The organism is Pseudooceanicola endophyticus (assembly GCF_018760365.1).
Classification (GTDB): Bacteria; Pseudomonadota; Alphaproteobacteria; order Rhodobacterales; family Rhodobacteraceae; genus Pseudooceanicola; species Pseudooceanicola endophyticus.
Window position 1 is genome coordinate 1 of the sequence record NZ_JAHIAB010000013.1, and the last position, 24,017, is coordinate 24,017.

Sequence of the window (24,017 nt, forward strand, 5' to 3'; positions counted from 1 at the left end):
TGCTCAGGACGCCGATCACGGGCTTGTCGCGGAACTCTTCCTCCGAATAGCCCAGCTGCATCATCCGCGAACGGTGCCCGAAGCTGCGCAGGTCATCCGGAGAGAACCAGCGCCCGGAACGGAGATCTTCAGGTTTCTTGCGTGTCATGTCGTCTTATCCCGTGAATGCGAAGCTGAGCCAGAACAGCAGGGCGGCCAGGGCCAGCCCGAACACCTCGGGCCAGTTGCCGAAATCGTAGTACTCGGCCTTTTCCTCGGCCTCGTACTCGGGGGCCGAGATGTCCTCGTCCTGACGGGTCAGCTTGTATTTGTCGTCTTCGGTCATCGGATCGGTCTCCTCAGTTCAGCATCGAGGGCAGCCAGAGCGCCAGGTCGGGGATGAACAGCACCAGCAGCAGACCAACCGCCTGGAGCCCGATGAAGGGCAGCACGGCCAGGAAGATGTCCTGCAGCTCGATCTCCTTTGGGGCCACGGACTTCAGGAAGAAGCAGGCGGGTCCGAAGGGCGGCGAGAGGTAGTAGATCTGAATGTTCATGGCGAAGAGCACGCCGAACCAGACCGGGTCGTAGCCGAGCGCCACCACCACGGGGGCGAAGATCGGCACGGTGATGAAGAGGATGGCGATCCACTCCAGGAAGGTGCCCAGAACCATGACGATCAGCATCATGACGATGATGACGACGATGGGGGCGACGTCGAGGCCGGTCAGAACGCCGCGCAGGAATTCCCCGCCGCCGATCCGGTTGTAGATGCCGATCAGCGAGACCGCGCCCAGCACCAGCCAGATGATCGAACCGACGGTCAGCACCGTCTGGCGCATACTGTCGCGCAGCATCCGCCAGCTGAGTTCCTTGCGGATGCCGGCGATGACCACCGCGCCGACGGCGCCGATGGCCGCGGCCTCTGTGACGGTGGCAATGCCTGAGTAAATCACGCCCAGCACGGAGCCGATCAGGATCGCGGGCAGGATGACGCCCTTCATGAACTTCAGGCGCTGCATGAAGGGCAGGCCGGTTTCGGGAATGTCGTAGATCGGCGCCATGGAGGGGTTCAGGCGAACCCGCAGCAGGATGTAGCCGATGTAGAGGGCGGCCAGCAGCACGCCGGGGCCGGCGGAGGCCGCGAAGAGCTTGGTGATCGAGACCTGAGCGGCAAGGCCGTAGATGATCAGCACCACCGAGGGCGGGATCAGCGTGGCCAGGGCGCCGGCGGCACAGATGATGCCGATCGAGAGCTTCTTGTCGTAGCCCAGGCGCAGCATCTGCGGCAGGGCGATCAGGCCCAGCATGACGATCTCGCCGCCCATGATGCCGGACATGGCGGCCAGCACGACGGCGACGATGCAGGTCTGCACGCCGACCGAGCCGCGGAAGCGCCCGCCCATGATCGCCATGGAGTCAAACAGTGTCTTGGCGATCCCTGATCGTTCCAGCACGTTGGCCATGAAGACGAAGAATGGCACCGCGATCAGCTCGTACTTGTGCAGCACCTCGCCGACGTTGGCGGCGACGATGAAGAAGCCTGCGCGCTCGCCGAAATACAGCAGCGCCGTGCCCAGAGAGACGGTCAGGGTGGTGACGCCCAGCGGCACGCCAAGCGCCATCAGCGCCAGCAGCGACAGGACGATCAGAAGGGTAATGAATTCAATGCCCAACGCTGATGTCTCCTTCGGTTTTCTGGCACCAGCGGATGATGTTGGCCAGAAGCTGGGCCAGGTAGATCACGCAGCCCACGATGATGATGGTCTTGAAGATGGTGGGCTGGATGGAGTTGAAGGCGGTGCCGGAATACTCGGTCCGCGACAGCACCTTCATGGCGGGTTTCCACAGCGCCAGGGTCAGAACGAAGACCGCGCCGAAGCTGATCAGCATCTGGAACAGGCGGAACCAGTGCCAGACCTTCGGCCCGACGACGAGTTCCAGCATGGTGATCGAGATGTGGCGGTTGCGTTCCGTCACGTAGCCGACCGCCAGCACCCAGGCCGAGGCACAGAGTGTCATCGACATCTCGGTGGACCAGTCGGAGGGGCGGTCGAAGCCGTATCGCAGCACGACCTCGGCGGCCGAGATCAGGATACAGGCGAAAAACAGGATAGAGCAGCCCTGGCCGATGAAGACGCTGATGCGGTCCATCCATCGGGCGTAGCGGGCCAGAAGGTTCTTCATGGCACCCTCCGGGAATGTGGGGAAGGGCCGCGCCCGGGAGCGGGGCGCGGCCGGCGGATCACTCTTTGAAGAGGCCGATCTCGGTCATGTACTTGAGGTTCGCATCCAGCGCTTCCTGCGCCAGCGGCGACTTCTTGGCGTATTCTTCCCACTGCTTGCGGGCAACATCACGCATCTTGTCGCGGTCGGCCTGGGCCCAGTTGATCACGTGGATCTTGCCGCCGGCCTCGTCGCGCTCTGCCAGCTCCTTGTCGAGCCGCGCGGTTTCCTTGGCCATGGCGAACATGGCGTCGTACCACCAGTCATGCAGCGCCTTCTGATCCTCGGGAGAGATCTTCTCCCAGGTTTCCTCGTTGATGGTGAACTGCATCGAGGGCATGGAGTGGATGCCCGGGTAGAGCGGGTAGGGCGCCACGTCGTGCAGGCCCGAGGTGGAGTTGTTCACGTAGGCCGAGGCGTCGGCAGCATCGACGATGCCCTTTTCCAGCGCGCCGTAGACTTCCGAGAAGGGGATCGACACGGGCGAGGCACCGGCGGCCTTGAAGACGGCTGCGGCCAGGCCCTCGGGCGAGCGGATCTTCTTGCCGGCCAGGTCCTCGAAGGTGTTGATCGGCACGCGGGCGGGCAGGGATTCCTTGGAGTAGGGACCGCAGGCCACAACGTGGACCTCGCCGCCGGTGACCGAATCCGCAGCCTTCTGCATCATCGCCTCGCCGCCGCCGTCCTTGCAGAAGCCCAGCATCTGCTCCGGGGTGTCATAGCCCGAGATCAGGTCGCCCATGATCGCGTAGGCAGGCTCCAGGCCCGCGAAGTAGTTCACCGAGGTGAAGTCGCCGTCCAGCACGCCCGCAGCCACCGCCTCGGGGGTCTCGCGCGCCGGCACGACCGACCCGTTCGGCGTCAGCACGATCTTGATCCGGCCGTCCGTCATCTCCTCGATTTTCGGCAGCCATTTGTCGGTCAGGAACTGGGTCGAGAAATCGCCCGCGTTGAACGAGGTCTGGATGTTGAGCGTCTGGGCCGATGCGATGGCCGCAGGCATGGCAACAGTGGCGGCAAGAAGCGCCGTCAGCGTAAGTTTCATGATGTCCTCCCTTGAAGCGGTCTCAGTAAATTCCGCTCAACTCATGCATTAATATATTAGTGCATTCCACGCAAGCCCGTTGTAGATTTCCGCCAAGAGAAACTTCCTGAGGATGGAAATCCTGAAAATGAGCGGTTCCACCCCCTCGGACCTGATGGTCGGGGACGTGCGGTCCTCTGTCGGACCCAGCCCGATCAAGCGCATTTCGGCCAGCCAGCAGGTCCATGCGGCCCTGCGGGACCGCATCGTGTCCCTGCAACTCCTGCCCGGGCAATCGCTGTCGCGCACCGAGGTCTCCGAAACCTACGGCGTCAGCCAGACCCCGGTGCGCGAGGCCATGCAGCGCCTGGCCGAGGAAGGCCTGCTGCTGATCTTCCCGCAGTCCAAGACCGAAGTGTCGCGGATCGACATCGACCATGCCCGGGAAACCCAGTTCCTGCGCCTCTCGGTCGAGCTGGAGGTGACCCGGCGCCTGACGCAGGCCCATGATCCTGCCGTCCTCCCCGAGATCGAGACGATTCTTCAGCGCCAGGAACGCGCGCGCGAAGCCGGCGACATGGGAGAGTTCTTCGTGCTCGACCGCAGCTTCCACCGCACGCTCTGCGGTCTTGTCGGGGTCGAGACCCTGTGGGACCTGATCACCGCGCGCTCCGGCCATATCGACCGGCTGCGCAACCTCAACCTTCCCGACCCGGGCAAGCCCTCCTCGATCATCCTGTGCCACCGCCAGATCCTGGCGGCGATCCGCGCGGGCGATGTGCCGGGCGCCGAGGCGGCGGTGCGGGAACATCTCTCCGGGACCCTGGCCCAGATCGAGGATATCCGCGCCCGCTATCCCCAGTACTTCTGAGGGCCCCGGTTCGTCTGAAGGATAGCAACCGCCGGCAGGATCGCCCGGCCCGGTGCCTGTTTCTTGCCCGCCGCGCCCGGGGCAGAGCGGGTCCGGGCCTGCGACGAACCCGGGCGTGCGTGGCAGCGGCCCGGGCTTCGGTCTATGCCGGCGGCAAGACTCACTGGAAGGACCTCCCATGACCTGCCCGCTGCACCCGCTTCGCGCCCCGCGCCCGCTTTCCGGACCGGGGTGCTGACATGGCGCTTCTCGATGGCTCTGCCGGCAGCCTGCCGGCGCGGATCGGCGCGCGCAGCCTGTCGTTGGCGCAGGGCGGGCTGGCGGCCATGGCCTTCAGCCTGCTGCTGGCGGGCACCAACTCCACCACGCCCTTGCTGCCCGTCTACAATACCGAGCTGGGCTTTTCCCCGCTGGAGCTGACGCTGACCTTCTCGGTCTACGTGGGCGCGCTGATCGTGACGCTGGTCTGGGCGGCGCGTCCGGGTCCGGCGGGCCGGGCGCCGCAGATGCTCTGCGCGGCGCTGGTGCTGGCGATGGCGGGCGACCTGCTGCTCTCGACCGGGACGACCTGGGGCATTCTGGCGGGCCGGGTGCTGGCCGGGATCTCGGGCGGGTGCGGCACCGGGGCTTCGGCTGCGCTGGTGACGGCGGTGCTGGGCGACCGGGGGCGGGGCCTTTCGGCCACCGGCAACCTTGCGGGGGCCATCATCGGTACCATCGGCTCCCAGATGATGCTGTGGTCCTTCGGGGATGCGGCGGTGCACCTGACCTTCCGGCTGCATGCGCTGATCTGTCTGGTGCTGCTGGTGCCGCTGGCGCTGGTCCTCTGGGCGCGGCGCAGCCAGAACGCCCGCGATGTCCGCCCCTCCGGCGAGGCGGGCGGCGTAACGGCGGTGCTGGGCCGCCACATCCTGCGGCTGGTGACGGGCTGCGTGGCCTGGATCGCGCTGTCGTCTTCCATCGTGCTCTCGCCGACGCTCTTTGCCCATGCCGGGCAGCCGCTGGCACAAGCGCTGGCGGTGCCCGTGATGCTGGTCTTCAGCTTTGCCGGTCAGGTCGGCAGCCCCTGGCTGGCGGTGCGCCTGCCGCGTTCGCACGGGATGCTGGCAGGGGCGGTCGGCCTGGCGCTGGTGATCCTGGCCGCGCGCACCGGCCTTGGCCTGCTGGTGGTGCCGGGCGCGGCGCTGCTGGGCTACATGGGCGGCATGAGCTACCGCCTCTCGCTGGTGCTGATCACCCATGGCACCAGCCCGGCACGGCAGGGGCGGCTGGCCTCGCTCTATGCGGCGATCACCTATGCGCTGGCGGCCGGGTCCGTGCTGGTCATCGGCCTGCTGGCGCAACACTATGATTACAGCACCCTGGCCGAGGCGCATTTCGCCATCCTCGCCGTGCTGATGCTGCTGCTCTGGCCGGTGGCGCCGCGCCTCGGCCAGAGCCTCAGGCCCTAGGGCCGCTCAGTAGCCGCGCCCGGCATCGGCCAGGTCGGGCACGCTGCCCTCGGCCTCGAAGCGCGCGATATTGGCGGCCACGAGCCGGCTGCCGGTCTCGGCATCGATGAAGGAGGCAACGTGCGGCGTCACGATGATCTGCGGATGGTCCCAGAGGGGGTCATCCGCAGGCAGCGGCTCGGTCTCGAAGACATCGAGGCTGGCGCCGGAGAGCTGCCCCGAGGCCAGCGCCTCCAGCAGGTCCGCCACCACCAGATGCGGGCCGCGCGCCAGGTTGATCACCACCGCCCCCGGCGCCAGCTGCGCGAAAAGCGCGGCATTCAGGATGGCCCGGGTGCTCTCGGTCAGCGGCAGCAGGCAGACCAGGATCTCGCAACCCGCCAGGAAGGGGGCAAGGCCGTCTTCCCCGGCAAAGCAGGTGACGCCCGCGATCTCGTGCGGGCTGCGTGCCCAGCCGCGCACGTCAAAGCCCAGCCCGGCGAGGGCCTGCGCCGAGGCGGCGCCGATATTGCCCAGCCCCATCACCCCGACGACCCGGCGCGGTGCCGGCGGCGTCACCAGCTTTTCCCAGACATGGGCACGCTGGCGGGCCAGAACCTCGGGCAGGCGGCGATGGTGCAGCAGCACCTGAAGCGCCACGAACTCCCGCATCCTTTGCGTCAGATCGGTGCCCACGGTGCGGATGATCGGCAGGTGGGCGGGCAGTTCGCGGTCCTCCAGCACGTGATCGACCCCCGCCCCGAGCGAGACGACGGCCCTGAGGTTGGCAAAGCCCGCGATGGCGCCGGTCGGCGGTTTCCAGACCACGGCATAGTGCACGGCGGCGGGGTCGGTCACCTCTTCGAAGGTCTGCACGGTCATCTCCGGCAGAAGCCGGGCGAGGCGGTCGCGCCACTCCTGGCTGGACTCGTCCGAGGGGATGTAGATGGCAACGGTCATCGCGGGCTCCGGTCTTCTTGTCTTCGGGGGCGACTGAAGACCAGCCCCGGGCCCGGCGCAAGCCTCTGCGGGGCAGCGCCGCCCCTGCAATCCCTTCGCGTGCGGCCCCCCGCCCGCGGGATACGCAGCGCAGGGACCGGAATTCCGCGACTGATGGGCGCAATTCGGCGTGACGGGCATGGCGCTTGGCGTTGCGGCTGCTATCATGGGGTCCCGCCGATGGACCCGAGAATGACGCCCGCCACCGACAGCCAGTTCGATGTCTTTCCCACCAGCCTCAGCCTGCTGAGGGTGGAGCCGCCGCGCAATATCCTGCGCTACTACCGGATCACGGTGCAGCGCGACCTGTTCGGAGGCGCCAGCCTGGTTCGGGAATGGGGGCGGGTCGGCTATCCCGGCAAGGTCATGGTGCAGTGCTTCTCGGACGAGGGCCGGGCGATCTCGGAGCTGTTGCGGCTGGCGGCGGTGAAGCGCCGGCGCGGCTATCGCCTCGATCACCCGGGCTGAGGGGCCTCAGTCGGGATCGCTGTCGGGCGCGGTGATGGCAAAGCGCACGCCTTCTGCGGCCCGTCCGCCCCCCAGACCCAGCACGGTGCCATCGGCGCGCCAGCAGCAGGCGCCCTCCATCGTGCCATCGGGATGGAAGCGGATCGCGTTCAGCCCGCCGCCGATGTGACGCACCAGCTTCACCGTGTTGCCAAGCGCCTCCAGCCGCGGCGCGAGGGCATGGAAGGCCGGCTCCAGCTCAAGCTCCTGACCCTGGGACCAGACCCGGGGTGCCTCGACCGCCGTCTGCAGATCCATGCCATGATCGACGATGTTCAGGATCGCCTGCATGGCGGAGGGGAAGATCCGCGTCGCGCCCGGCAGGCCAAGCGCCAGCACCGGGCGGTCGTCCCGGGTCAGGATCAGCGGCGCCATGGAGGTCGGCACCCGCTTGCCCGGCACGACCGAAAGCGCCTTGCCGGGGCGGGGATCGAAATTCCAGTTGTAGTTGTTGGGGATGATCCCGGTGCCGGGCACCACGAACTTGGCGCCAAACAGCCCGTTGATCGTGAAGGTGGCCGAGACGATCATCCCCGATCCATCGGCAATGGTGACATGGGTGGTGTCGGTGCTTTCGCGGCCCGCGCGCTCGGGCATCAGCGGATCTTCGGCGTCCAGCTCGGCCAGGCATTCCAGCGCGTAGCCTTCGGAGATCAGCCGTTCGACCGGCACATCGACAAAGCGCGGATCGCCGCTGTAGCGGTTGCGGTCGCGGAAGGTGCGGCGCATCACCTGGCCCAGCAGGTGCAGCCGCTCCGGTGCGTCATAGGCCATGGCGGAAAGGTCGTACTGCGCCAGCATGTTCAGCATCTGCGGCACATGCACGCCCGAGGACGCCGGCGGCGGCGGCCCGTAGACATCCAGCCCCCGGTAGTGCCCCCGGATCGGCGCCAGCACCTGCGGCGCATAGCCTTCCAGATCGGCCAGGGTCAGCCGGGCGGCGGGCAGCGGCCCCTCTGCCAGCGTATCGACCAGCGCCTGCCCCAGCCTCCCGCCATGCAGGGCGGCGGCGCCCGCGGCGGCGATGGCCTCAAGGCTGCGGGCATAGTCTTCCTGGATCAGGACATCCCCTGGGGCGAGGGGCTTGCCGCCGGGCAGGAAGATCGCGGCGAAGGCCGGGTCGATGGCGTCGCCCATGTAGGCCAGGCTGTCGTGCAGGGCGCCGGCCAGGTAATGCGTGACCTTGAAGCCGCCGCGCGCGTGGCGGATCGCCGGCTGCACCAGATCGGCGAAGGGCAGGCGGCCGTGGCGGTCATGCATCATGGCCCAGGCGGCCAGGCTGCCGGGCACGGCAACGGCGGCGCGGCCGATGTCGTTCAGCCGGCCCTCGGCCTCCATATAGCGGGCGGGATGGTCCGAGACCGGCGTGAACATCGCCGGGTCGGCGCGCTCTCCGGCGGCGGACAGGCCGTCGATGACCTCATGCGTGCCATCGGGCAGGCGGACATGGGCCAGGCCACCGCCGCAGATCCCCACCATCATCGGCTCGACCACCGTCAGGGTCAGCAGCGTCGCCACGGCGGCATCTACGGCATTGCCGCCCGCCGCCAGCATCTCGGCCCCGGCGGCGGCGCCAAGCGGATGGTTCGCGGTGACGATGCCGCCCCGCGCCCGCACCGGGAATTTCGTCGTCTGGACCTGGAAGGGAGCGGCTGCGGTCATGTCCTGCCTCGTTCTGCGCTGTCAGGTCCCGGTTAGACCGCGTTCGGCAGAGGGCTGCAATCGCCGGGTCCCGCAAAACGTCCGCCACCCGGGCGCCTGCCCAGCAGAGCCGCAGGTCGGCGCCCCAGGCGGGTGCGGCGCGCTGCCGGTTCCCGTGCACGCTGAAAGCGGTATGGCTCCGATGAGGCGATTTTCCGGTGCGACCCCGCAAAGACGTGAGCATTTTGTGGGCAATCCAGGCAGGACGCATCAATTCGGTCGCAGTTCGGCGCAAATTTCGAAACCCCGCGCATCGGGGCCGCGGTTCCCGGCGCAGATTGCAGACTTTTTGCGGAACAATGCTCCTAAGGTCGATCCCGACGGGCCATGCCGCTGCGATTGCAGGGAAAACGACCCTAAGCCGATGCCTTGACCCGGGGCGTGTGCCGGGCTGCGACAGGAACAGGACCATGCATTCTTTGCCGAACGACATGTCGATGGACAGCGCCCACGCGGTGCCGGGGGCCGCTGAGGCCGCCGTGGCCCGGCAGCTGCGCCAGCTGGGCCTGCCCGGTGCCGAATGGACCGTGCCGCGCCCCGGGCCGGACGGCCAGCCGCTTCTGGATGCCGTGGTGATCGGCGGCGGCATGTACGGCGTGTCCTGTGCCGCAGAGCTCTGGGCGCGCGGCCTGCGCAATATCCTGATCCTCGAGCGCAACCCGGAAGGCCGGGAGGGGCCCTGGACCACCTATGCCCGGATGCCGACGCTGCGCTCTCCGAAGACACTGCCGGGGATCTCTCTCGGGACCGGGGCCCTGACCTTTCCGGCCTGGTACGAGGCGACCTTCGGCAAGGCCGCCTGGGAGGCGCTCTACAAGGTGCCGAACGCGGTCTGGGTCGATTACATCGCCTGGGTGCGCCGCACGCTGGCGCTGCCGATGCAGAGCGGGGTCGCGGTCACGGCGCTGCGGCCCGCCGCCGATCACGTGGCGCTGGACTGCGAGGATGGCCGCACCCTTTACGCCAAGCGCGTGGTAGTGGCCACGGGCCGGGCTGCCACCGGCGGCTGGAGCCTGCCGGCGGGCGTCGATCCGGCGCTGCTGTCGACCGGGCGCGCCGCCCATACCAGCCAGGAGATCGACTTTGCCGCGCTGCGGGGCCGGCGCGTGGCGGTGATCGGGGCCGGGGCCTCGGCCTGGGACAATGCCGCGACGGCGCTGGAAGCCGGCGCCGCCTCGGTCGAGATGTTCTGCCGCCGTCTGGCCCTGCCGCAGGTCAACAAGGGCCGGGCGCATTCCAACGCGGGCTTTGCCGAGGGCTGGATGGATCTGGATGATGCGCAGCGCTGGACGCTGACGACCTATCTGGACAGCATGCCCGCCCCGCCCCCGCATGAAACCGTGTTGCGCACCTGCCGGCATCCGGGCTTTGTCATCCGCTTCGGCACCCGGATCACCCATGCGGTGCCGACGGCGGAGGGGCTGAGCGCGCGGATCTCGACCGGAGAGGAAAAGGCCTACGATTTCCTGATCCTCGGCACCGGCTTCCGGGTGGACCTGATGCAGGAGCCGCTGTTTGCCGGGCTCCACGAAGCGATCCGGCTCTGGGGCGACTGTTTCGTGCCGCCGCGCCCCGGGGCGGAGCATCTGCTGCGAATGCCCTACCTCGGCCGCCATTTCGAGCTTCTGGAAAAGCCCGGGCATACCCTGGCCGGGCTGGAGCGGGTGCATCTGTTCAACGCCGCGGGGTTCCTGAGCGTGGGCAACCTCTCGCTCGACGTGCCGACGCTGAGCGCGGGCGGTCACTGGCTGGCCGCGCGGGTCTGCCAGAAGCTCTTCGCCGAGGAATTCGACGCCGTTCTGGGGCAGCTCAGACGCTGGGAGGGCGAGCACGAGCTGGCGCCGACCCCGTTCTACGCCCCCGATTTCATCAACCGCACAGGCCGTGCCGCAGAGACCGAGACCCCATGACCCAAAGCCAGATCCAGACCCTGCCGCCCAAGACCCCCGCCCGCGTGAAGACCCGCCTGCACCGGCGCTCCGGCCTGACCTTCAGCGAGCTGTCGCTGGGCGCGGCCCGCTGGGGCGAGGCGGTGGGCGCCGCCGGAGAGGCCGAGGTGCGCGACGTCTTCGAGGCCGCCTGGGAGGCGGGCGTGCGCTACTACGATACCGCGCCCTTCTACGGCAGCGGGCTGTGCGAGCATCGCCTGGGCGAACAGCTGCGCTGGAAGCCGCGCGACAGTTACCTGCTGTCAACCAAGGTGGGGATCGACCTTGATGCCCATGGCACGCGGGTGCCGATCCCTTCGGTCTACAGCCAGAACCTCGCCTTCAAGCCGATCTGCGACTATTCCGAGGCCGGCATCCGCAATTCCTTCGAAAGCTCGCTGCACCGGATGGGCATTACCCGTGCCGACATTGCCTTCATGCACGGGCTCAGCGTCTGTCCGAATGGCCTTGACTGCGCGATGGAGACCGGGATGCCCGCGCTGATGAAGCTGCGCGAGGAAGGGCTGCTGCGGATGGTGGGGGTGGGGGCCAACACGCCCGCGATCGCGATGCGCATCCTCGAGGGGTTCGACATCGACATCCTGCTTTTCGCAGGAGGGCTGTCGCTGGTGGATCATGCCGGCGCGCAGGAGGTGATGGCCGCCTGCCGGGCCCGCGACATCGCGGTGCTGAGCGCCTCTCCTTTCGGAAACAGCGCCTTCTACGGCGAGGCGAACGCGCCGCTCCGGGCACGGCTGGCAGAGATCTGCACCCGCCACGGCGTCAGCGAGGGGGCCGCGATCATCCGCTTCGGGCTGCTGCAGGACTGCGTGGTTTCGGTGCTGTGGTCCACCAAGACCCTGCATCATGTCCACAGCACGCTGGCCAGCTACGCCGAGACGATCCCCCTCGCCTTCTGGGAGGACTGCGTTTCCGGGGGGCTGGTCGCGCCCTGGGTCCTGGGCGGCTGAGCGGGCCCCCGGAAACGCTGCCGGCAGCCGGGTCAGATCCGCACGCAGATCTTGCCGAAATGCGCGCCGCTTTCCTGATGGCGGAAGGCCGCGGCCAGATCGGGCAGGTCGAAGGTGCGATCGATCACCGGACGGATCCTCAGGGCCTCCAGCGCCCGCACGAAATCCAGCTGGTGCTGGCGCGAACCGACGATGAGGCCCTGAAGCCGCTGTTGGCGCGCCATCAGCAGGGCCGTCGGGATCTTGCCGTCGCGCCCGGTCAGCACGCCGATCAGTGCCAGATGCGCGCCGGGCCGCCCGGCCACGATGGACTGCGCCAGGGTGCCGGGGCCTCCGACCTCGACCACCAGATCGACGCCGCGCCCGCCGGTCAGGCGCTGCATCTCGGCGCCCCAGTCCGGTGTCGTGCGGTAGTTGATCACGTGATCAGCCCCGAGGGCGCTCAGCCGGTCCAGCTTGGCATCCGAGGAGGAGGTGGCGATGACCCGGGCCCCCATCGCCTTGGCCAGTTGCAGCGCGTAGACCGAGACGCCGCCGGTGCCCAGCACCGCCACGGTATCCCCCGCCTTCAGCCCGCCATCGACCACCAGCGCACGCCAGGCCGTCAGCCCGGCGGTGGTGATGGTGGCGGCTTCCGCGTGGCTCCAGCCCTGCGGGGCGGCGGTGAACCAGCTGGCCGGCAGGGTGACGCGTTCCCGGGCATAGCCGTCGCGCCCGTCGCCCGGCGTGCCGGAAAAGTCGTGCGGGCGCCTGTCGCCCTCCTGCCAGTCCGGGAAGAAACACGAGACCACGGCATCGCCGGGACGCAGGGCCGTGACCCCATCGCCCACCGCCTCGACCAGGCCGGCGCCGTCGGCCATGGGGATACGACCGTCGGGCAGGGCGCCTTGAACCGCGCAGACCCGGTAGTCATGGTAGTTGAGCGAGGTCGCATGGAGCCGCACGGTGATCTCTCCGGGGCCGGGGCGGGCAGGGTCCTCCGCGTCTTCCAGCACGAGGTTGTCCAGCCCACCGGGCGCCCTGAGGGTCATCTGTTTCAAGGGATGTCCTTTCGTCTTGCTGTCGGGGCCGGGGTCGGTCCGTTCCCGGGGTAATCTGGGGCGCTGCCTGCGGTTTCCAACGATTTCCTGCCGCCGCGCGCCCCGGGGTCAGCTCCGGTAATCGCTGGCCAGGCCGGTGAGAGAGCGCAGGTGCGCCGCCCATTCCAGCGCCAGGTCGCCGTCTTCCTCGTTCATCTGCACGTATTGGCCATGCACCCGGTCCGCGATGCTGTCTTCGATCAGGCGCAGCGGGCGACCGCTGGCGGTGGCGGCCAGCTGGATCTCGCAGGCGCGCTCCAGGTAGAACATGTTCGAGAACATCTCGGCGGCAGAGCGCCCGGTGGCGATCAGCCCGTGGTTGCGCAGCACCATGACCGGGTGATCCCCCATGTCCGCGACGAGGCGCTGACGTTCTTCCGGATCCAGCGAGATGCCCTCGAAATCGTGGTAGGCCACGCGGTTGTGGAACTGGAGGGAGATCTGGTTGAGCGGCAGCAGCCCCTCTTCGAGGCAGGACAGGGCGACGCCCGCGCGGGTATGGGTATGCATGATCCAGGCGGCGTCATGGCGATGCATGTGCAGCGCCGAATGGATGGTGAAGCCGGCCGGATTGACCCGGTGCGGACTGCCGTCGAGCTTGCGGCCCTCGGTGTCGATCCTGACCAGGGAGGAGGCGGTGATCTCTTCCCAACGCCAGCCGTAGGGATTGATCAGAAAATGCCCCTCCTGGCCGGGAATGCGGGCGGTGATATGGGTGTAGATCAGGTCGGTGAAGCGGTGCAGGGCGGCCAGCCGGTAGCAGGCGGCCAGGTCCTCGCGGGTCTGTTGCTCTTCTGGCGTCATCTTGGGTCCGGGGATCAGGGGCGCTGGCCCACCGCGCCGCCCGCGCCTTCGGCGGGGAGGCCGGCATGGGCCTGGGCGAGGGAGCTCAGGGCGGCGGCGATGGCGGGTTCGGGGCTGCTGGCGCGCCGGGTGGTCAGGTCGGTGTGCAGCATCAGGCATTCCAGCGTCGTGGCCAGGGTGCCATCCGGCAGCCAGACCCGGTGGAACAGCCGCATCTTCTTGCCCTGCGCCTCAAGCACCTGGGTCGTCACCGTCAGCTGCGTGTCGCGATGCACCTCGGCCAGATAGCGGATGCGGGTATCGACGGTGAAAAAGCTCTTGCCCGAAGCCACATAGGCCGCATCCGCCCCGATCAGCTTCATCAGCCCGTCGGTGGCCCAGCTGCCCAGTTCCAGATAGGCGGCTTCGTTCATGTGGCCGTTGTAGTCCGTCCAGGTGACCGGCACCGCGCGGCGCGAGGTGACCGGCAGGCCGTCTTGTTCGTCCAGCGCGGGCAACTGGGCCTCGTGGCGCAGGATCACGCCACCGGCGCCGCTGCCGCAATGGCGCAGCCCGCGCAGGATGGCGACCAGATTGTCGTCGCGCAGCCGGTCCAGCTGGGCGATGCTCAGGTGCCCCGACTGGGCATCGGACTGGGCGCTGATCGTCGCGATCAGATCCGCGTCCAGTTCGGGCACGTCGGTCAGCTTCGACCAGGGCCAGTGGAGGGAGGGCCGAACTGCGCGATGTAGCTGGCCATCCCGTCCGCCCCGCCTGCGATGCGGTAGGTCTCGAACAGGCCCATCTGCGCCCAGCGAAGCCCGAAGCCCATGCGGATGGCATCGTCGATCTGCGTGGTGGTGGCGATGCCGTCCTTCAGCATCCACAGCGCCTCGCGCCAGACCGCTTCCTGGAAGCGGTTGCCGATGAAGGCGTCGATCTCGGTTTCCAGCTCCAGCGGGAACATGCCCAGGTCGGTGATCACCGGTATCGCCCGGGCGCGCAAGTCCTCGGGGCCCGAGACCTCGGCCAGGGGCAGCAGGTAGACGGGGTTGAAGGGATGCACCACCACGACGGGCGCCCCCTTTTCGCCCAGCTCCGAGGCCCTGAAGCCGGAGGTCGAAGAGGCGATGAAGCCCCCCTCGGGCAGGTGGGGGGTGATCTCGGCATAGACGCGGTGCTTCAGCTCCAGCCGTTCCGAGACGCTTTCCTGCACCCAGTCGGCGCCGGTGACGGCCTCTGCGATGCTGTCGCAAAGGGTCAGGCGGCCTTCTGCGGGCAGGGCGCGATCATAGAGCGCGGGCAGGGATGCCCGGGCATTCTCCAGCACGGCGCGGATCTGCGCCGCGGCCCCGGGGGCGGGGTCGAAGACGCTGACATCCCAGCCGTTCAGCAGCAGACGCGCGGCCCAGCCGCCGCCGATGACACCGCCGCCAATCAGGGCCGCGCGGCTCATGCCGGCACCGGCATGGCGCGTTTCACCAGGCCCAGCTGCGCGCGGACCTCTGCCGGGCCGATCAGCGTCGCGCCCATGTTGCTCAGAAGCGAGGCGGCGCGTTCGACCAGCTGCGCGTTGGTCGCCAGCACGCCGCGATCCAGGTAGAGGTTGTCCTCGAGGCCGACGCGGACATTGCCACCGGCCAGCGCGGCGGCAGCGACATAGGGCATCTGGTCCCGGCCCAGGCTGAAAGCCGACCAGGTCCAGCCGGCGGGCACGTTGCCGACCATTGCCAGGAAGGTGTTCAGGTCGTTCGGCGCGCCCCAGGGCACGCCCATGCACAGCTGCACCAGCGCCGGATCTGCCAGCACGCCTTCCTTCACCAGCTGGGTGGCGAACCACAGGTGACCAGTGTCGAAGGCCTCGATCTCGGGCTTGACGCCCAGGGCGGTCATCTGGGCGCCCATGGCGCGCAGCATGTTCGTCGTGTTGGTCATGACGTAATCGCCATCCCCAAAGTTCATCGAGCCGCAATCGAGGGTGCAGATCTCGGGGAGGCAGGCGCGGATATGCGCCATGCGGGCACTGGCCCCGGCCATATCGGTGTTGGGCGCATCCAGGTCCATCGGGGTTTCCGGCGCGCCGAAGGTCAGGTCTCCGCCGATGCCGGCGGTCAGGTTCAGCACCACGTCCACCTCGGAGGAGCGGATGCGATCCGTCACCTCGCGGTAATAGTCGAGGTCCCGGCAGGGCGCGCCGGTTTGCGGATCGCGGACATGGCAATGCACGATGGCGGCCCCGGCGCGGGCGGCGTCGATGGCGGCCTCGGCGATCTGCTTGGGAGAGCGCGGCACCAGCGGGCTCTTGTCCTGGGTGGCGCCGGCGCCGGTGATGGCGGCGGTAAGGAACAGCTTGCGGGTCATCTGAAGCGGCATGATGTCTCCTGTCGTCTGGGTCAGCGACCGGTCCAGACCGGGTCGCGTTTCTCGGCGAAGGCGCGGGCGCCTTCCTTCTGGTCCTCGGAGCGGTAGAGCCGCTCGACCGTTTCGAACTGGCTGGCGTTGATCCGGTTCATGGCATCCTGGAACTTCATGTCCTCGGCCTCGCGGGCGATTTCCTTGATGGCGGCGAGGACCAGCGGCGGACCGGCGGCCAGATCGTCGGCCATCTTGCGGGCCTCCTGCATCAGCGCCTCGGCGGGCAGGATGCGGTTCACCAGGCCCCAGCGATGCGCCTCTTCGGCGTCGAACCAGCGACCGGTGAACAGCAGTTCCATGGCGATGTGATAGGGGATGCGTTTCGGCAGCTTGAGGGTTGCCGCATCCGCCACCGTACCCGAGCGGATTTCCGGCAGGGCGAAGGTGGCATGGTCGGCGGCCAGGATGATGTCGGCGCCAAGCGCCAGCTCAAGCCCGCCACCGCAGGCGATACCGTTGACGGCGGCAATCACCGGCTTGTTCAAGCCGCGCAGTTCCTGCAGGCCGCCGAAACCGCCCTTGCCGTAATCGGCATCTGCGGCCTCGCCTTCGGCGGCGGCCTTCAGGTCCCAGCCGGGGCAGAAGAACTTGGGCCCCGCGCCGGTTATGATGGCGACCCGCAGTTCCGGGTCGTCGCGGAAAGCGGTGAAGATCTCGCCCAGCTCGCGGCTGGTGGCGATGTCGATCGCATTGGCCTTGGGCCGGTTCAGCGTCACTTCAAGAACCGCGCCGCGTCGGGCGGTGATCACGTTCGAAAGGGTCAAGGGGTCTCTCCCATCCTGATGAGGGCATCCGCCGCCACCGCGCCCTCGGCGCGGCAGATCAGCGGATTGATCTCGATTTCCTCAAGCTGCCCGGCATGGGCGCGCACCAGCTCCTGCAGGGCCATGACGGTGTCCAGCACCGCCTCCAGATCCGCCGGGGCCCGGCCCCGGTAGCCGGTCAGCAGCGCCGCAGTGCGCAGGTCCCTCAACGCCGCGCGGATCTCTTCGCGGGGGGCCGGCACGAGGACCGAGACGGTGTCGCGGATCAGCTCCGTCAGGATGCCGCCCAGACCGATGGTCAGCACGAAGCCATGGGCGGGATCGCGGGTGACGCCGAGGATCAGCTCGCTCACGGTGCCGGTGATCATCTCTTCCACCAGAAAGCTCTGCGCGGGCATTCTTGTGGCGGCCTCGGTCACGGCGGCGGCGCTGGCAAGGTTCAGCGCCACCGCGCCGGCTTCTGTCTTGTGGGCGATGCCCTCGCCCTTCAGCACCACCGGAAAGCCGATCCGGGCGGCGCTGGCTCCGGCTTCCTCGGCGCTGGCGGCGCGGCTGGCGCGCGGCACGCGGACCCCCGCCCGTTCCAGCAGGGCCTTGGCCTCGGCCTCGGAATAAAGGCGGGCGGCTGCGGGGCCGGTGCCGGGGGGCAGCACCGGCTCGGGCAGGCGGTTGCCGCGCCTCCTGGGACCCGCCTGGGCGGCGGCGCGGATCGCCCGCAGCGCATCGCCCATTCCACACAGCGGCACGACCCCCATCTCCAGCGCATGGGCTGCGACGGCTTCGGGCAGACCCTCGGCCAGCAACGAGATCAGCGCCATCGGCGTGCCGGTCGCGCGACCGGCCCGGGCCACGGCCCGCAGCACCTGATCGTAATCGGGCGCGGTGAACCGGTCCTGCCGGGGATAGTCGATCACCACGCAGCCCAGGCCCAGGTCGGCGGTGCAAAGCGCGGTGAAAGTCCGGGCAAGAGCCTCTTCGTCTCCCCAGATATAGGTGTTGTAATCCAATGGGTTGGCCAGTGCGACCCGGGGGCCGAGGGCCGCGCGCAGGCCGGTTTTCTGCGCCTCGGTCAGGGCCGGGAAATCGACGCCCGAGGCCTCTCCCATATCCGCCATCAGCGACGCCTCGCCCCCCGAGCAGGAAGCCGAGGCGATCCGGGCCGAGCGCAGCCCGCCCGTCACATGCAGGATCTTCAGCGTCTCGACCAGCTCCGAAGGGGTGTCGACCTGGACGATGCCCAGGCGTTTCAGCAGGGCCACCGCCCCGGCACTGCTGCCCGTAAGCGACGCGGTATGCGAGACCGCCGCCGCCTGTGCCTGGGAGGAAGAGCCGACGCGCAGCGCCGCGATGGGCTTGCCCAGTTCTGCGGCGCGGCTGGCCAGGGCCTCGAAGGCGGGCAGGTCGCTGATCCCCTCGATATGCAGGCCAAGGGCGGTGATCCGGGGGTCCTCAAGCAGGGCGATGCCCAGCTCTGCCATCGAAGTCTGCGCCTGGTTGCCCGCCGCCACCACGGCGGCCAGCGGCAGGCCGCGCCGCTGCATGGTCAGGTTGATCAGCACGTTGGAGGACTGGCCGATCAGCGCCACCCCGCTGTCGAGAGGCGTCAGACCGTGCCGGTCCGGCCAGAGCGCGACACCGTCCAGCGCATTGACGATGCCGTAGCAGTTGGGGCCCAGCAGCCGCATGTCTCCGGCGGCTTCGACCAGTTGCGCCTGAAGATCGGCGCCGTCGGAAAGTTCCGAGACGGCCTCGCTGAAACCGGCGGCAAAGCAGACCGCACCGGCGCAGCCGCGCGCCGAGAGGTCCGCCGCCATGGCGACCGTCAGCTCCCGGTTGACGCCGATGAAGGCCGCGTCCGGCACGCCGGGCAGCGCCGCCAGGTCGGGATAGGCGGGCAGGCCGCCGACCTCGGTCTTTTTCGGATGGACCGGCCAGATCTCTCCGGCAAAGCCCGTCGCGCGGCACTGGCGCACCACGCTTTCGCACCAGGTGCCACCGCCGATCACGGCGATGGCACGGGGCGAAAAGAACCGGCTGAGCGGCCTCATGGGTCAGGCGCCCAGCGGCCGGAAAAGTTCCCGGCTGATGATGTGGCGCTGGATCTCGGAAGTGCCGTCCCAGATCCGTTCGACCCGGGCGTCGCGCCAGAAGCGTTCGATGGGCAGTTCGTCCATCAGACCCATGCCACCGTGGATCTGCAGCGCGGCATCGGTAACGCGGGCCAGCATCTCGGAGGCATAGACCTTGGCCGAGGCGATCTCCCGGTTGGCGGGCAACCCCTGGTCCAGGCGCCAGGCGGCAGAGAGGGTCAGCAGGTCGGCGGCGTCGATCTCGGTGATCATGTCGGCGATCTGGAAGCTGACGCCCTGGAACCTGCCGATCGGCTGGCCGAACTGCCTGCGCTCGGCGGCATAGGAAAGCGCATGGTCGAAGACCCGGCGCGCCCGCCCGACCGAGTTGGTCGCGACGGTGATCCGCGTGGCATAGAGCCATTCGTTCATCACGTCGAAGCCGCCGTCGACCTCGCCCAGCACCTGGGCGTCCGACAGGCGGCAGTTGTCGAAGTAGAGGATGCTGTTCTGGTAGCCGCGATGGGAGACGGAGGTGTAGCCGCGCGCGATCTCGAAACCGGGGGTGCCGCGGTCGACAAGGAAGCAGGTGATCCGCTTCTTGGGGCCGCGGGGCGTGTCATCGACGCCGGTGGCGACAAAGACGATGACGAAATCCGCATGCTCCGCGCCGGAGATGAAATGCTTGGAGCCGTTGATCACCCAGTCGCCGCCATCGCGCACCGCCTGGCATTTCATGCCGCGCACGTCCGAACCGGCATCGGGTTCGGTCATCGCAAGCGCATCCATGCGTTCGCCACGCACCGCCGGCAGCAGGTACTTTTCGATCTGCTCGCCCTTGCAAGCCATCAGGATGTTCTGCGGGCGCCCGAAGAAATGCGTCAGCGCCATGGAACCGCGCCCCAGCTCGCGTTCGACGAGGGCGAAATCGACATGGCTCAGGCCCGGGCCGCCGACGCTTTCGGGGAAGTTCGAGGCGTAGAAACCGAGCTCCAGGCACTTGCGCTTGATCTCGGCGCCGATCTCGGCGGGGACCTCGCCCTGGCGTTCGACCAGGGCTTCATGGGGGTAGATCTCGTTCTCGACGAAGCTTCGAACGGTGGAGACGATCATCTCCTGCTCATTGGTCAGGCCAAAATGCATGGTTCACCCTCGTGTCAATTTAAAGGGGGGATCGGGAAGGGGTTCTGGGATCAGCCGGCCTTGCGGGCCCGGCGCAGCAGGATCAGCGCACGCAGGACCACGATGACGGTGACGATCAGGATCAGGATCACCGAGAGCGCGGCGATGGCCGGGTCGACATTGTCGCGCAGGCCCATCCACATGCGGCGCGGCAGGGTGATGGTTTCGACCGAGGTGACGAAGAGGGTCACGCCGATCTCGTCCCAGGACAGCAGGAAGCACAGGAAGAAGGCGCCCAGCAGCCCGAAGCGCAGGTTGGGAAGGATCACGCCGAAGATCCGGCGCGGCACGCTGGCGCCCATCGACTGCGCGGCCAGGTCCATGCGGCGGTCCACCTGGCTGAGGGCGACCATCAGCACAACCACCGCATAGGGCACGATCATCACCATATGCGCGACCACCACGCCGCCCAGCTTGTCGTAGGCGATGATGCTGTTCCATTGCGACAGCCTGGTCAGGAAGAAATACAGCGTCAGCGAGGAGACCACGGGCGGCGCCACCATCGGCAGCAGCACGACGCCGGTCATCAGCCCGGCCAGGCGCGGGCGCAGCATCCAGATGCCGATGCAGAAGGCCGTGGCCAGGATCACCGCCAGAAGGCTGGCGAGCAGGTCCACCTGAAGCGAGGTCAGCAGGCTGTGGCCCCAGTCGGGATCGCTGAACAGGGCCTCGTAGTGCCGCCAGGACCAGTGCCCGTCCGGCAGGCTGAGGTAGCGCCGCGCGGTGAAGCTGACCGGCACCACCGCGATCAGCGGCATCAGCAGGAACAGCGCGACAAGGGAGGCCAGCAGCGTGGCGACGAGGCCGGGACGCAGGCGGTTCATTTGGCCATCTCCCCGTAGCGGCGCATCAGGACATAGAGGATGCCCCCCACCGCGAGCATCAGCACGACGCTCATCGCGGCGGCCATGCCCCATTGCGGGATCTGGAAGATCCAGAGGTAGATCAGCTCGGCGATCAGCACCGATTGCCCGCCACCCAGAAGCGCGGGCGTGACGTAGAAGCCGATGGAGAAGACGAAGACCAGAAGTGTCGCGCCCAGGATGCCGCTGCGGGTCATCGGCAGGAAGACCTGCCAGAAGATCCGGCCCCGCGAGGCGCCCATGCCGTCGGCGGCGGTCAGCACGCGTTCGTCCACGTTGCGCATGGCGGTGGCCAGCGGGAAGATCGCGAAGGGGATCAGGTAGTGGGCCATGCCGACGACCACCGCGAATTCGTTCCGGGTCATTTGAAGCGAACTGTCGATCAGCCCGAGGTGCTTCATCCAGCTGTTCAGCAGGCCCCGGTTCGACAGCATCGCCAGCCAGCCGAAGGCGCGGCTGAGGATCGACAGCCAGAACGGGATCATGATGCAGAGCTCTGTCAGGCTGCGCACCAGGGGCGAGCCGCGCACCCAGAGCAGGGTGATCACGTAGGCCGCTGTCACCGAGACCAGCGTGACGAGGATGCAGAGCCGCAGCGTGCGGGCGATCACCGACAGGGTCAGCGGGTCGGTCAGCACCTTCTGGTACTGGGCGAGGCCGGGCTGCGGGTCGGTAAAGCTCAGCTCCACGATGCCCAGGAAGGGCAGCAGGTAGCTCAGCCCTAGGAACAGCAGGACCGGGCCGATGAGGAAGAGGGCGGCGCGCATGGGGGCTCCTTGCGGCCGCCTCCGGTCCCTTGGACGCGGAGGCGGCAATGGCGGGGATGGGCGGATCAGGCCGAGATGATCTGGAGGTAGGCGTTCAGCGCGTCGCCGTAGTTGCGGGCGTACCAGTCAGTGTCGAGCGCGGTCTGCCGGGGCAGGTTGGCCGGGTCCATCGGGTTCAGGTGTTGCTGGTCTCCGGGGATCAGCGCATCGGCTGCCGGGTTGCTGGGGCCGTTGCCCAGCAGCTCGAACAGCTTGGCCTGGCGCTCCGGGTCCTGGGTGGCGGCGATGTAGCGCATCGCGGCCTCGCTGCCGCCGGGATTGTCCTTCAGCACGCCGATGCCGCCGGGGCCGACGATGCCGTCGTCGAAGGTGAAGGCAATGTCGCCCTCGGTGTCCTTCTCCAGCAGCATGGCGCGGGTGTTCCAGATCAGCGCCATCGAGACATCGCCGTTCAGCAGCAGCGACTGGCTTTCGGCCCCACCGCCCCAGAAGGCGCCGATATGCTCCTTGAAGCCCTTGATCTTGGCATGGGCGCGTTCAAGGTCGAGGGGATAGAGATCCGCGGGGGCCACGCCATCGGCCAGCAGCGCGGCCTCCCACATGCCGGCACCCCATTTGTACATGGCGCGCTTGCCGGGGAATTTCTGGGTGTCGAAGAAATCCTTCATCGACGTCGGCGCGGTGTCGAACTGCGTGCTGTCGTAGGCGATGACGTAGGAATAGAAGTAGCAGGAAGAGGAGTATTTCCACTGGAATCCCGGGCGCTGCTTGTCCGGGTCGACGATGTCGTAGTCGATGGGCGTCATCATGCCCTTCTCTCCGAGCGCCTCGGATGAGAAGGGATCGGCATCCACCAGGTCCCAGGTCGGGTGGCCGCCCTGCACCTGGGCGGTGATCGCGCCCTCGGTCGGGCCGGAGCCGTCGTAGAGCACCTTGATGCCGGTTTCTGCGGTGAAGGGCTTGCCGAAGGCCGCGTCCATGGCCTTCAGGGCATCACCGCCCCAGTTGACGAAGACCAGCTGGGAGGTCTCGGCCCGGGCGGTGCCAAGGCCAAGCGCGCTGCTGCCAATAAGCGTGGCCGCCCCCTGGAGCATCTGCCGGCGCGAGATCTGGCCCCGGGCGGCAGAAAGCGGCACGGGCAGGGGCCCCGCCCATGCCGCCTGCCCGGGAACGCGCCGGTTCAGGGCGCCTTGTCCAGCCCTGCGCGCACCTTGGCAACCTGGTCCGCCGTCACCGCGCCCGCGTCGTTGGTCCAGGCGCCGCGCAGGAAGCTGGCCAGCTCGGCCACCTCCTTGTCGTCCATCCGCGCCGCGAAGCCCGGCATCAGGTTGACCGAGGGCGCCCGTTCGACCGAGGGCGTCTGCGCCCCGGCAAGGATCGTGTGGATCAGGCCGGTCGGGCTGTCGGCATTGACCACCGAGGCCCCGTCAAGCTGCGGGAAGATATCCTTCGCGCCCTTGCCGTTGACAAAGTGGCAGGCGCCGCAGCTGTCGATGTAAAGCCGTGCGCCCGTCGACAGGTCCGTTGCGGCGGTCAGCTTGGCGGTGGTGGCCCGGGCGGCGCTGTCGGGCTTGGGCGTCCAGGGCGCCGGCGCCGGGCTGAGCGTCTTCAGGTAGGCCGCGACCGCGTTCAGATCGGCATTGCTCATGTGGCCGGTGCTGTGCTGCACGACGGCGGTCATCTCGCCGCCGACGGCGGCGCGGTCGTTGCGCCCCTTGCCAAGGTAATCGGCGATCTCGGCCGTGCTCCAGCCCGCGATACCGGCACCGGAGCTGCCATCGGCGCGCAGGGCGGGCACGTCCCAGCCGTTCAGCTCTCCGCCCGAGAGGTAGGCGGCGCTGTCGCCGTCATAGGCCTTTTCCTGCATGGCGATGCCGCGCGGCGTGTGGCAGCTGCCGCAATGGCCTGCCCCCTCGACGATGTACTTGCCGCGATTTTCTTCGGCGGTCAGATCGGGGTCGGGGGCAAAGCCCACGGCATCGCCGAAGGCGGTGTTCCAGAACATCATCCCCCACCGCTGGTTGAAGGGGAAGCCCAGCCGGGTTTCCGGCGCCGGGGTGGACACCGGGGCGACCGCCTGCATCAGGTAGGCATAGAGCGCATGGACATCCGCATCGCTCAGCTTGGCATAGGAGGGATAGGGCATCGCCGGATAGAGATGGCTGCCGTCGGGCAGCACGCCCTTGCGCAGGGCCCGGGCGAAATCGGCCTCGGAGTATTTTCCGATCCCGGCGTCGGGATCGGGGGTGATGTTGGTCGCATAGATCGTGCCCAGATCGCTCTTGATCGGCAGGCCGCCCGCATAGGGTTTGCCGCCGGGCGCCGTGTGGCAGGCCATGCAATCGCCCAGCCGCGCCACATAGGCGCCCTTTTGCACCAGGTCGGTGCCGTCCTGGGCCAGCGCGGCGCCCGCGATCAGGCCGGAGGCGGCCAGCGACAGAAGGGAAAGCTTCAGCATC

General features: G+C 68.3%; 21 protein-coding genes and 1 pseudogene. 5 read left to right on the forward strand and 17 right to left on the reverse strand.

What is annotated here, in order from left to right:
- Window positions 1-154: 154 nt before the first annotated feature.
- From KM176_RS19535 to dctP, 4 genes are read right to left on the reverse strand one after another with little or no spacing between them, the layout of a single operon-like run.
- Window positions 155-325 (reverse strand): hypothetical protein, encoded by a 171-nt coding sequence (locus tag KM176_RS19535; protein ID WP_202397916.1) that lies wholly within the window; start codon window positions 323-325, stop codon window positions 155-157.
- A gap of 13 nt (window positions 326-338) precedes the next feature.
- Window positions 339-1,655: a TRAP transporter large permease gene (locus KM176_RS19540; protein ID WP_160895627.1), complete on the reverse strand. Its 1,317-nt coding sequence runs from the start codon at window positions 1,653-1,655 to the stop codon at window positions 339-341.
- On the reverse strand, window positions 1,645-2,166 hold the full coding sequence (locus KM176_RS19545) for a TRAP transporter small permease subunit (protein WP_160895626.1): 522 nt from the start codon (window positions 2,164-2,166) through the stop codon (window positions 1,645-1,647). The genes KM176_RS19540 and KM176_RS19545 overlap by 11 nt, the downstream gene beginning before the upstream one ends.
- 58 nt (window positions 2,167-2,224) lie before the next feature.
- The gene (gene dctP, locus KM176_RS19550) at window positions 2,225-3,250 is read right to left on the reverse strand and encodes a TRAP transporter substrate-binding protein DctP (protein WP_160895625.1); all 1,026 of its coding nucleotides are present in this window, start codon (window positions 3,248-3,250) and stop codon (window positions 2,225-2,227) included.
- 127 nt (window positions 3,251-3,377) lie between these two features.
- On the opposite strand from dctP, the gene KM176_RS19555 reads away from it, so the two are divergent.
- Both KM176_RS19555 and KM176_RS19560 read left to right on the forward strand, forming a co-directional pair.
- Window positions 3,378-4,100 carry a GntR family transcriptional regulator gene (locus tag KM176_RS19555; protein WP_236045385.1) on the forward strand — a complete coding sequence of 241 codons (723 nt, stop codon included), beginning with the start codon at window positions 3,378-3,380 and terminating at the stop codon, window positions 4,098-4,100.
- Window positions 4,101-4,339: 239 nt separating this feature from the next.
- On the forward strand, window positions 4,340-5,551 hold the full coding sequence (locus KM176_RS19560; protein WP_160895624.1) for an MFS transporter: 1,212 nt from the start codon (window positions 4,340-4,342) through the stop codon (window positions 5,549-5,551).
- Window positions 5,552-5,557: 6 nt separating this feature from the next.
- On the opposite strand, the gene KM176_RS19565 is transcribed toward KM176_RS19560, so the two are convergent.
- Complete coding sequence (locus KM176_RS19565) at window positions 5,558-6,490, reverse strand: 2-hydroxyacid dehydrogenase (protein ID WP_160895623.1); 933 nt, start codon at window positions 6,488-6,490, stop codon at window positions 5,558-5,560.
- 231 nt (window positions 6,491-6,721) lie between these two features.
- Between KM176_RS19565 and KM176_RS19570 the strand changes: the two genes are divergently transcribed.
- On the forward strand, window positions 6,722-6,997 hold the full coding sequence (locus tag KM176_RS19570) for a WGR domain-containing protein (protein WP_160895622.1): 276 nt from the start codon (window positions 6,722-6,724) through the stop codon (window positions 6,995-6,997).
- A gap of 6 nt (window positions 6,998-7,003) precedes the next feature.
- Here KM176_RS19570 and ggt read toward each other — a convergent pair whose 3' ends face one another.
- Entirely contained in the window at window positions 7,004-8,698 is a 1,695-nt protein-coding gene (gene ggt, locus KM176_RS19575; RefSeq protein ID WP_160895621.1) for a gamma-glutamyltransferase, read from the reverse strand.
- Window positions 8,699-9,147: 449 nt separating this feature from the next.
- Between ggt and KM176_RS19580 the strand changes: the two genes are divergently transcribed.
- Window positions 9,148-10,647 (forward strand): NAD(P)-binding domain-containing protein, encoded by a 1,500-nt coding sequence (locus KM176_RS19580; protein WP_160895620.1) that lies wholly within the window; start codon window positions 9,148-9,150, stop codon window positions 10,645-10,647.
- Window positions 10,644-11,636 carry an aldo/keto reductase gene (locus tag KM176_RS19585; RefSeq protein WP_160895619.1) on the forward strand — a complete coding sequence of 331 codons (993 nt, stop codon included), beginning with the start codon at window positions 10,644-10,646 and terminating at the stop codon, window positions 11,634-11,636. Before KM176_RS19580 ends, KM176_RS19585 begins: the two co-directional genes overlap by 4 nt.
- 32 nt (window positions 11,637-11,668) lie before the next feature.
- Here the strand turns inward: KM176_RS19585 and KM176_RS19590 are convergent, their stop codons facing one another.
- The 11 genes and pseudogenes from KM176_RS19590 to KM176_RS19640 all read right to left on the reverse strand — a co-directional run bounded on the left by KM176_RS19590 (window position 11,669) and on the right by KM176_RS19640 (window position 24,016).
- Window positions 11,669-12,667, reverse strand: a complete 999-nt coding sequence (locus KM176_RS19590) for a zinc-dependent alcohol dehydrogenase family protein (protein WP_236045388.1) — start codon at window positions 12,665-12,667, stop codon at window positions 11,669-11,671.
- Between the two features lie 117 nt (window positions 12,668-12,784).
- The gene (locus tag KM176_RS19595) at window positions 12,785-13,519 is read right to left on the reverse strand and encodes a class II aldolase/adducin family protein (RefSeq protein ID WP_160895617.1); all 735 of its coding nucleotides are present in this window, start codon (window positions 13,517-13,519) and stop codon (window positions 12,785-12,787) included.
- Between the two features lie 14 nt (window positions 13,520-13,533).
- Window positions 13,534-14,954, reverse strand: a pseudogene (locus KM176_RS19600) (carnitine 3-dehydrogenase).
- Window positions 14,951-15,871 (reverse strand): BKACE family enzyme, encoded by a 921-nt coding sequence (locus KM176_RS19605; RefSeq protein WP_160895616.1) that lies wholly within the window; start codon window positions 15,869-15,871, stop codon window positions 14,951-14,953. Before KM176_RS19605 ends, KM176_RS19600 begins: the two are co-directional and overlap by 4 nt.
- A 20-nt stretch (window positions 15,872-15,891) precedes the next feature.
- The gene (locus KM176_RS19610) at window positions 15,892-16,677 is read right to left on the reverse strand and encodes a carnitinyl-CoA dehydratase (protein ID WP_160895615.1); all 786 of its coding nucleotides are present in this window, start codon (window positions 16,675-16,677) and stop codon (window positions 15,892-15,894) included.
- On the reverse strand, window positions 16,674-18,725 hold the full coding sequence (locus KM176_RS19615) for an acetate--CoA ligase family protein (RefSeq protein WP_160895614.1): 2,052 nt from the start codon (window positions 18,723-18,725) through the stop codon (window positions 16,674-16,676). The genes KM176_RS19610 and KM176_RS19615 overlap by 4 nt, the downstream gene beginning before the upstream one ends.
- A 3-nt stretch (window positions 18,726-18,728) precedes the next feature.
- Complete coding sequence (locus tag KM176_RS19620) at window positions 18,729-19,889, reverse strand: acyl-CoA dehydrogenase family protein (protein ID WP_160895613.1); 1,161 nt, start codon at window positions 19,887-19,889, stop codon at window positions 18,729-18,731.
- Window positions 19,890-19,939: 50 nt separating this feature from the next.
- Window positions 19,940-20,752, reverse strand: a complete 813-nt coding sequence (locus tag KM176_RS19625; protein ID WP_160895612.1) for an ABC transporter permease — start codon at window positions 20,750-20,752, stop codon at window positions 19,940-19,942.
- A complete protein-coding gene (locus KM176_RS19630) occupies window positions 20,749-21,558 on the reverse strand; it encodes an ABC transporter permease (RefSeq protein ID WP_160895611.1) in 810 nt (269 codons plus the stop codon). The genes KM176_RS19625 and KM176_RS19630 overlap by 4 nt, the downstream gene beginning before the upstream one ends.
- Window positions 21,559-21,623: 65 nt before the next feature.
- Window positions 21,624-22,694 carry an ABC transporter substrate-binding protein gene (locus KM176_RS19635; protein WP_311136176.1) on the reverse strand — a complete coding sequence of 357 codons (1,071 nt, stop codon included), beginning with the start codon at window positions 22,692-22,694 and terminating at the stop codon, window positions 21,624-21,626.
- A 44-nt stretch (window positions 22,695-22,738) separates the two neighbouring features.
- Window positions 22,739-24,016: a cytochrome c gene (locus tag KM176_RS19640; protein ID WP_160895610.1), complete on the reverse strand. Its 1,278-nt coding sequence runs from the start codon at window positions 24,014-24,016 to the stop codon at window positions 22,739-22,741.
- Window position 24,017: the final 1 nt, after the last annotated feature.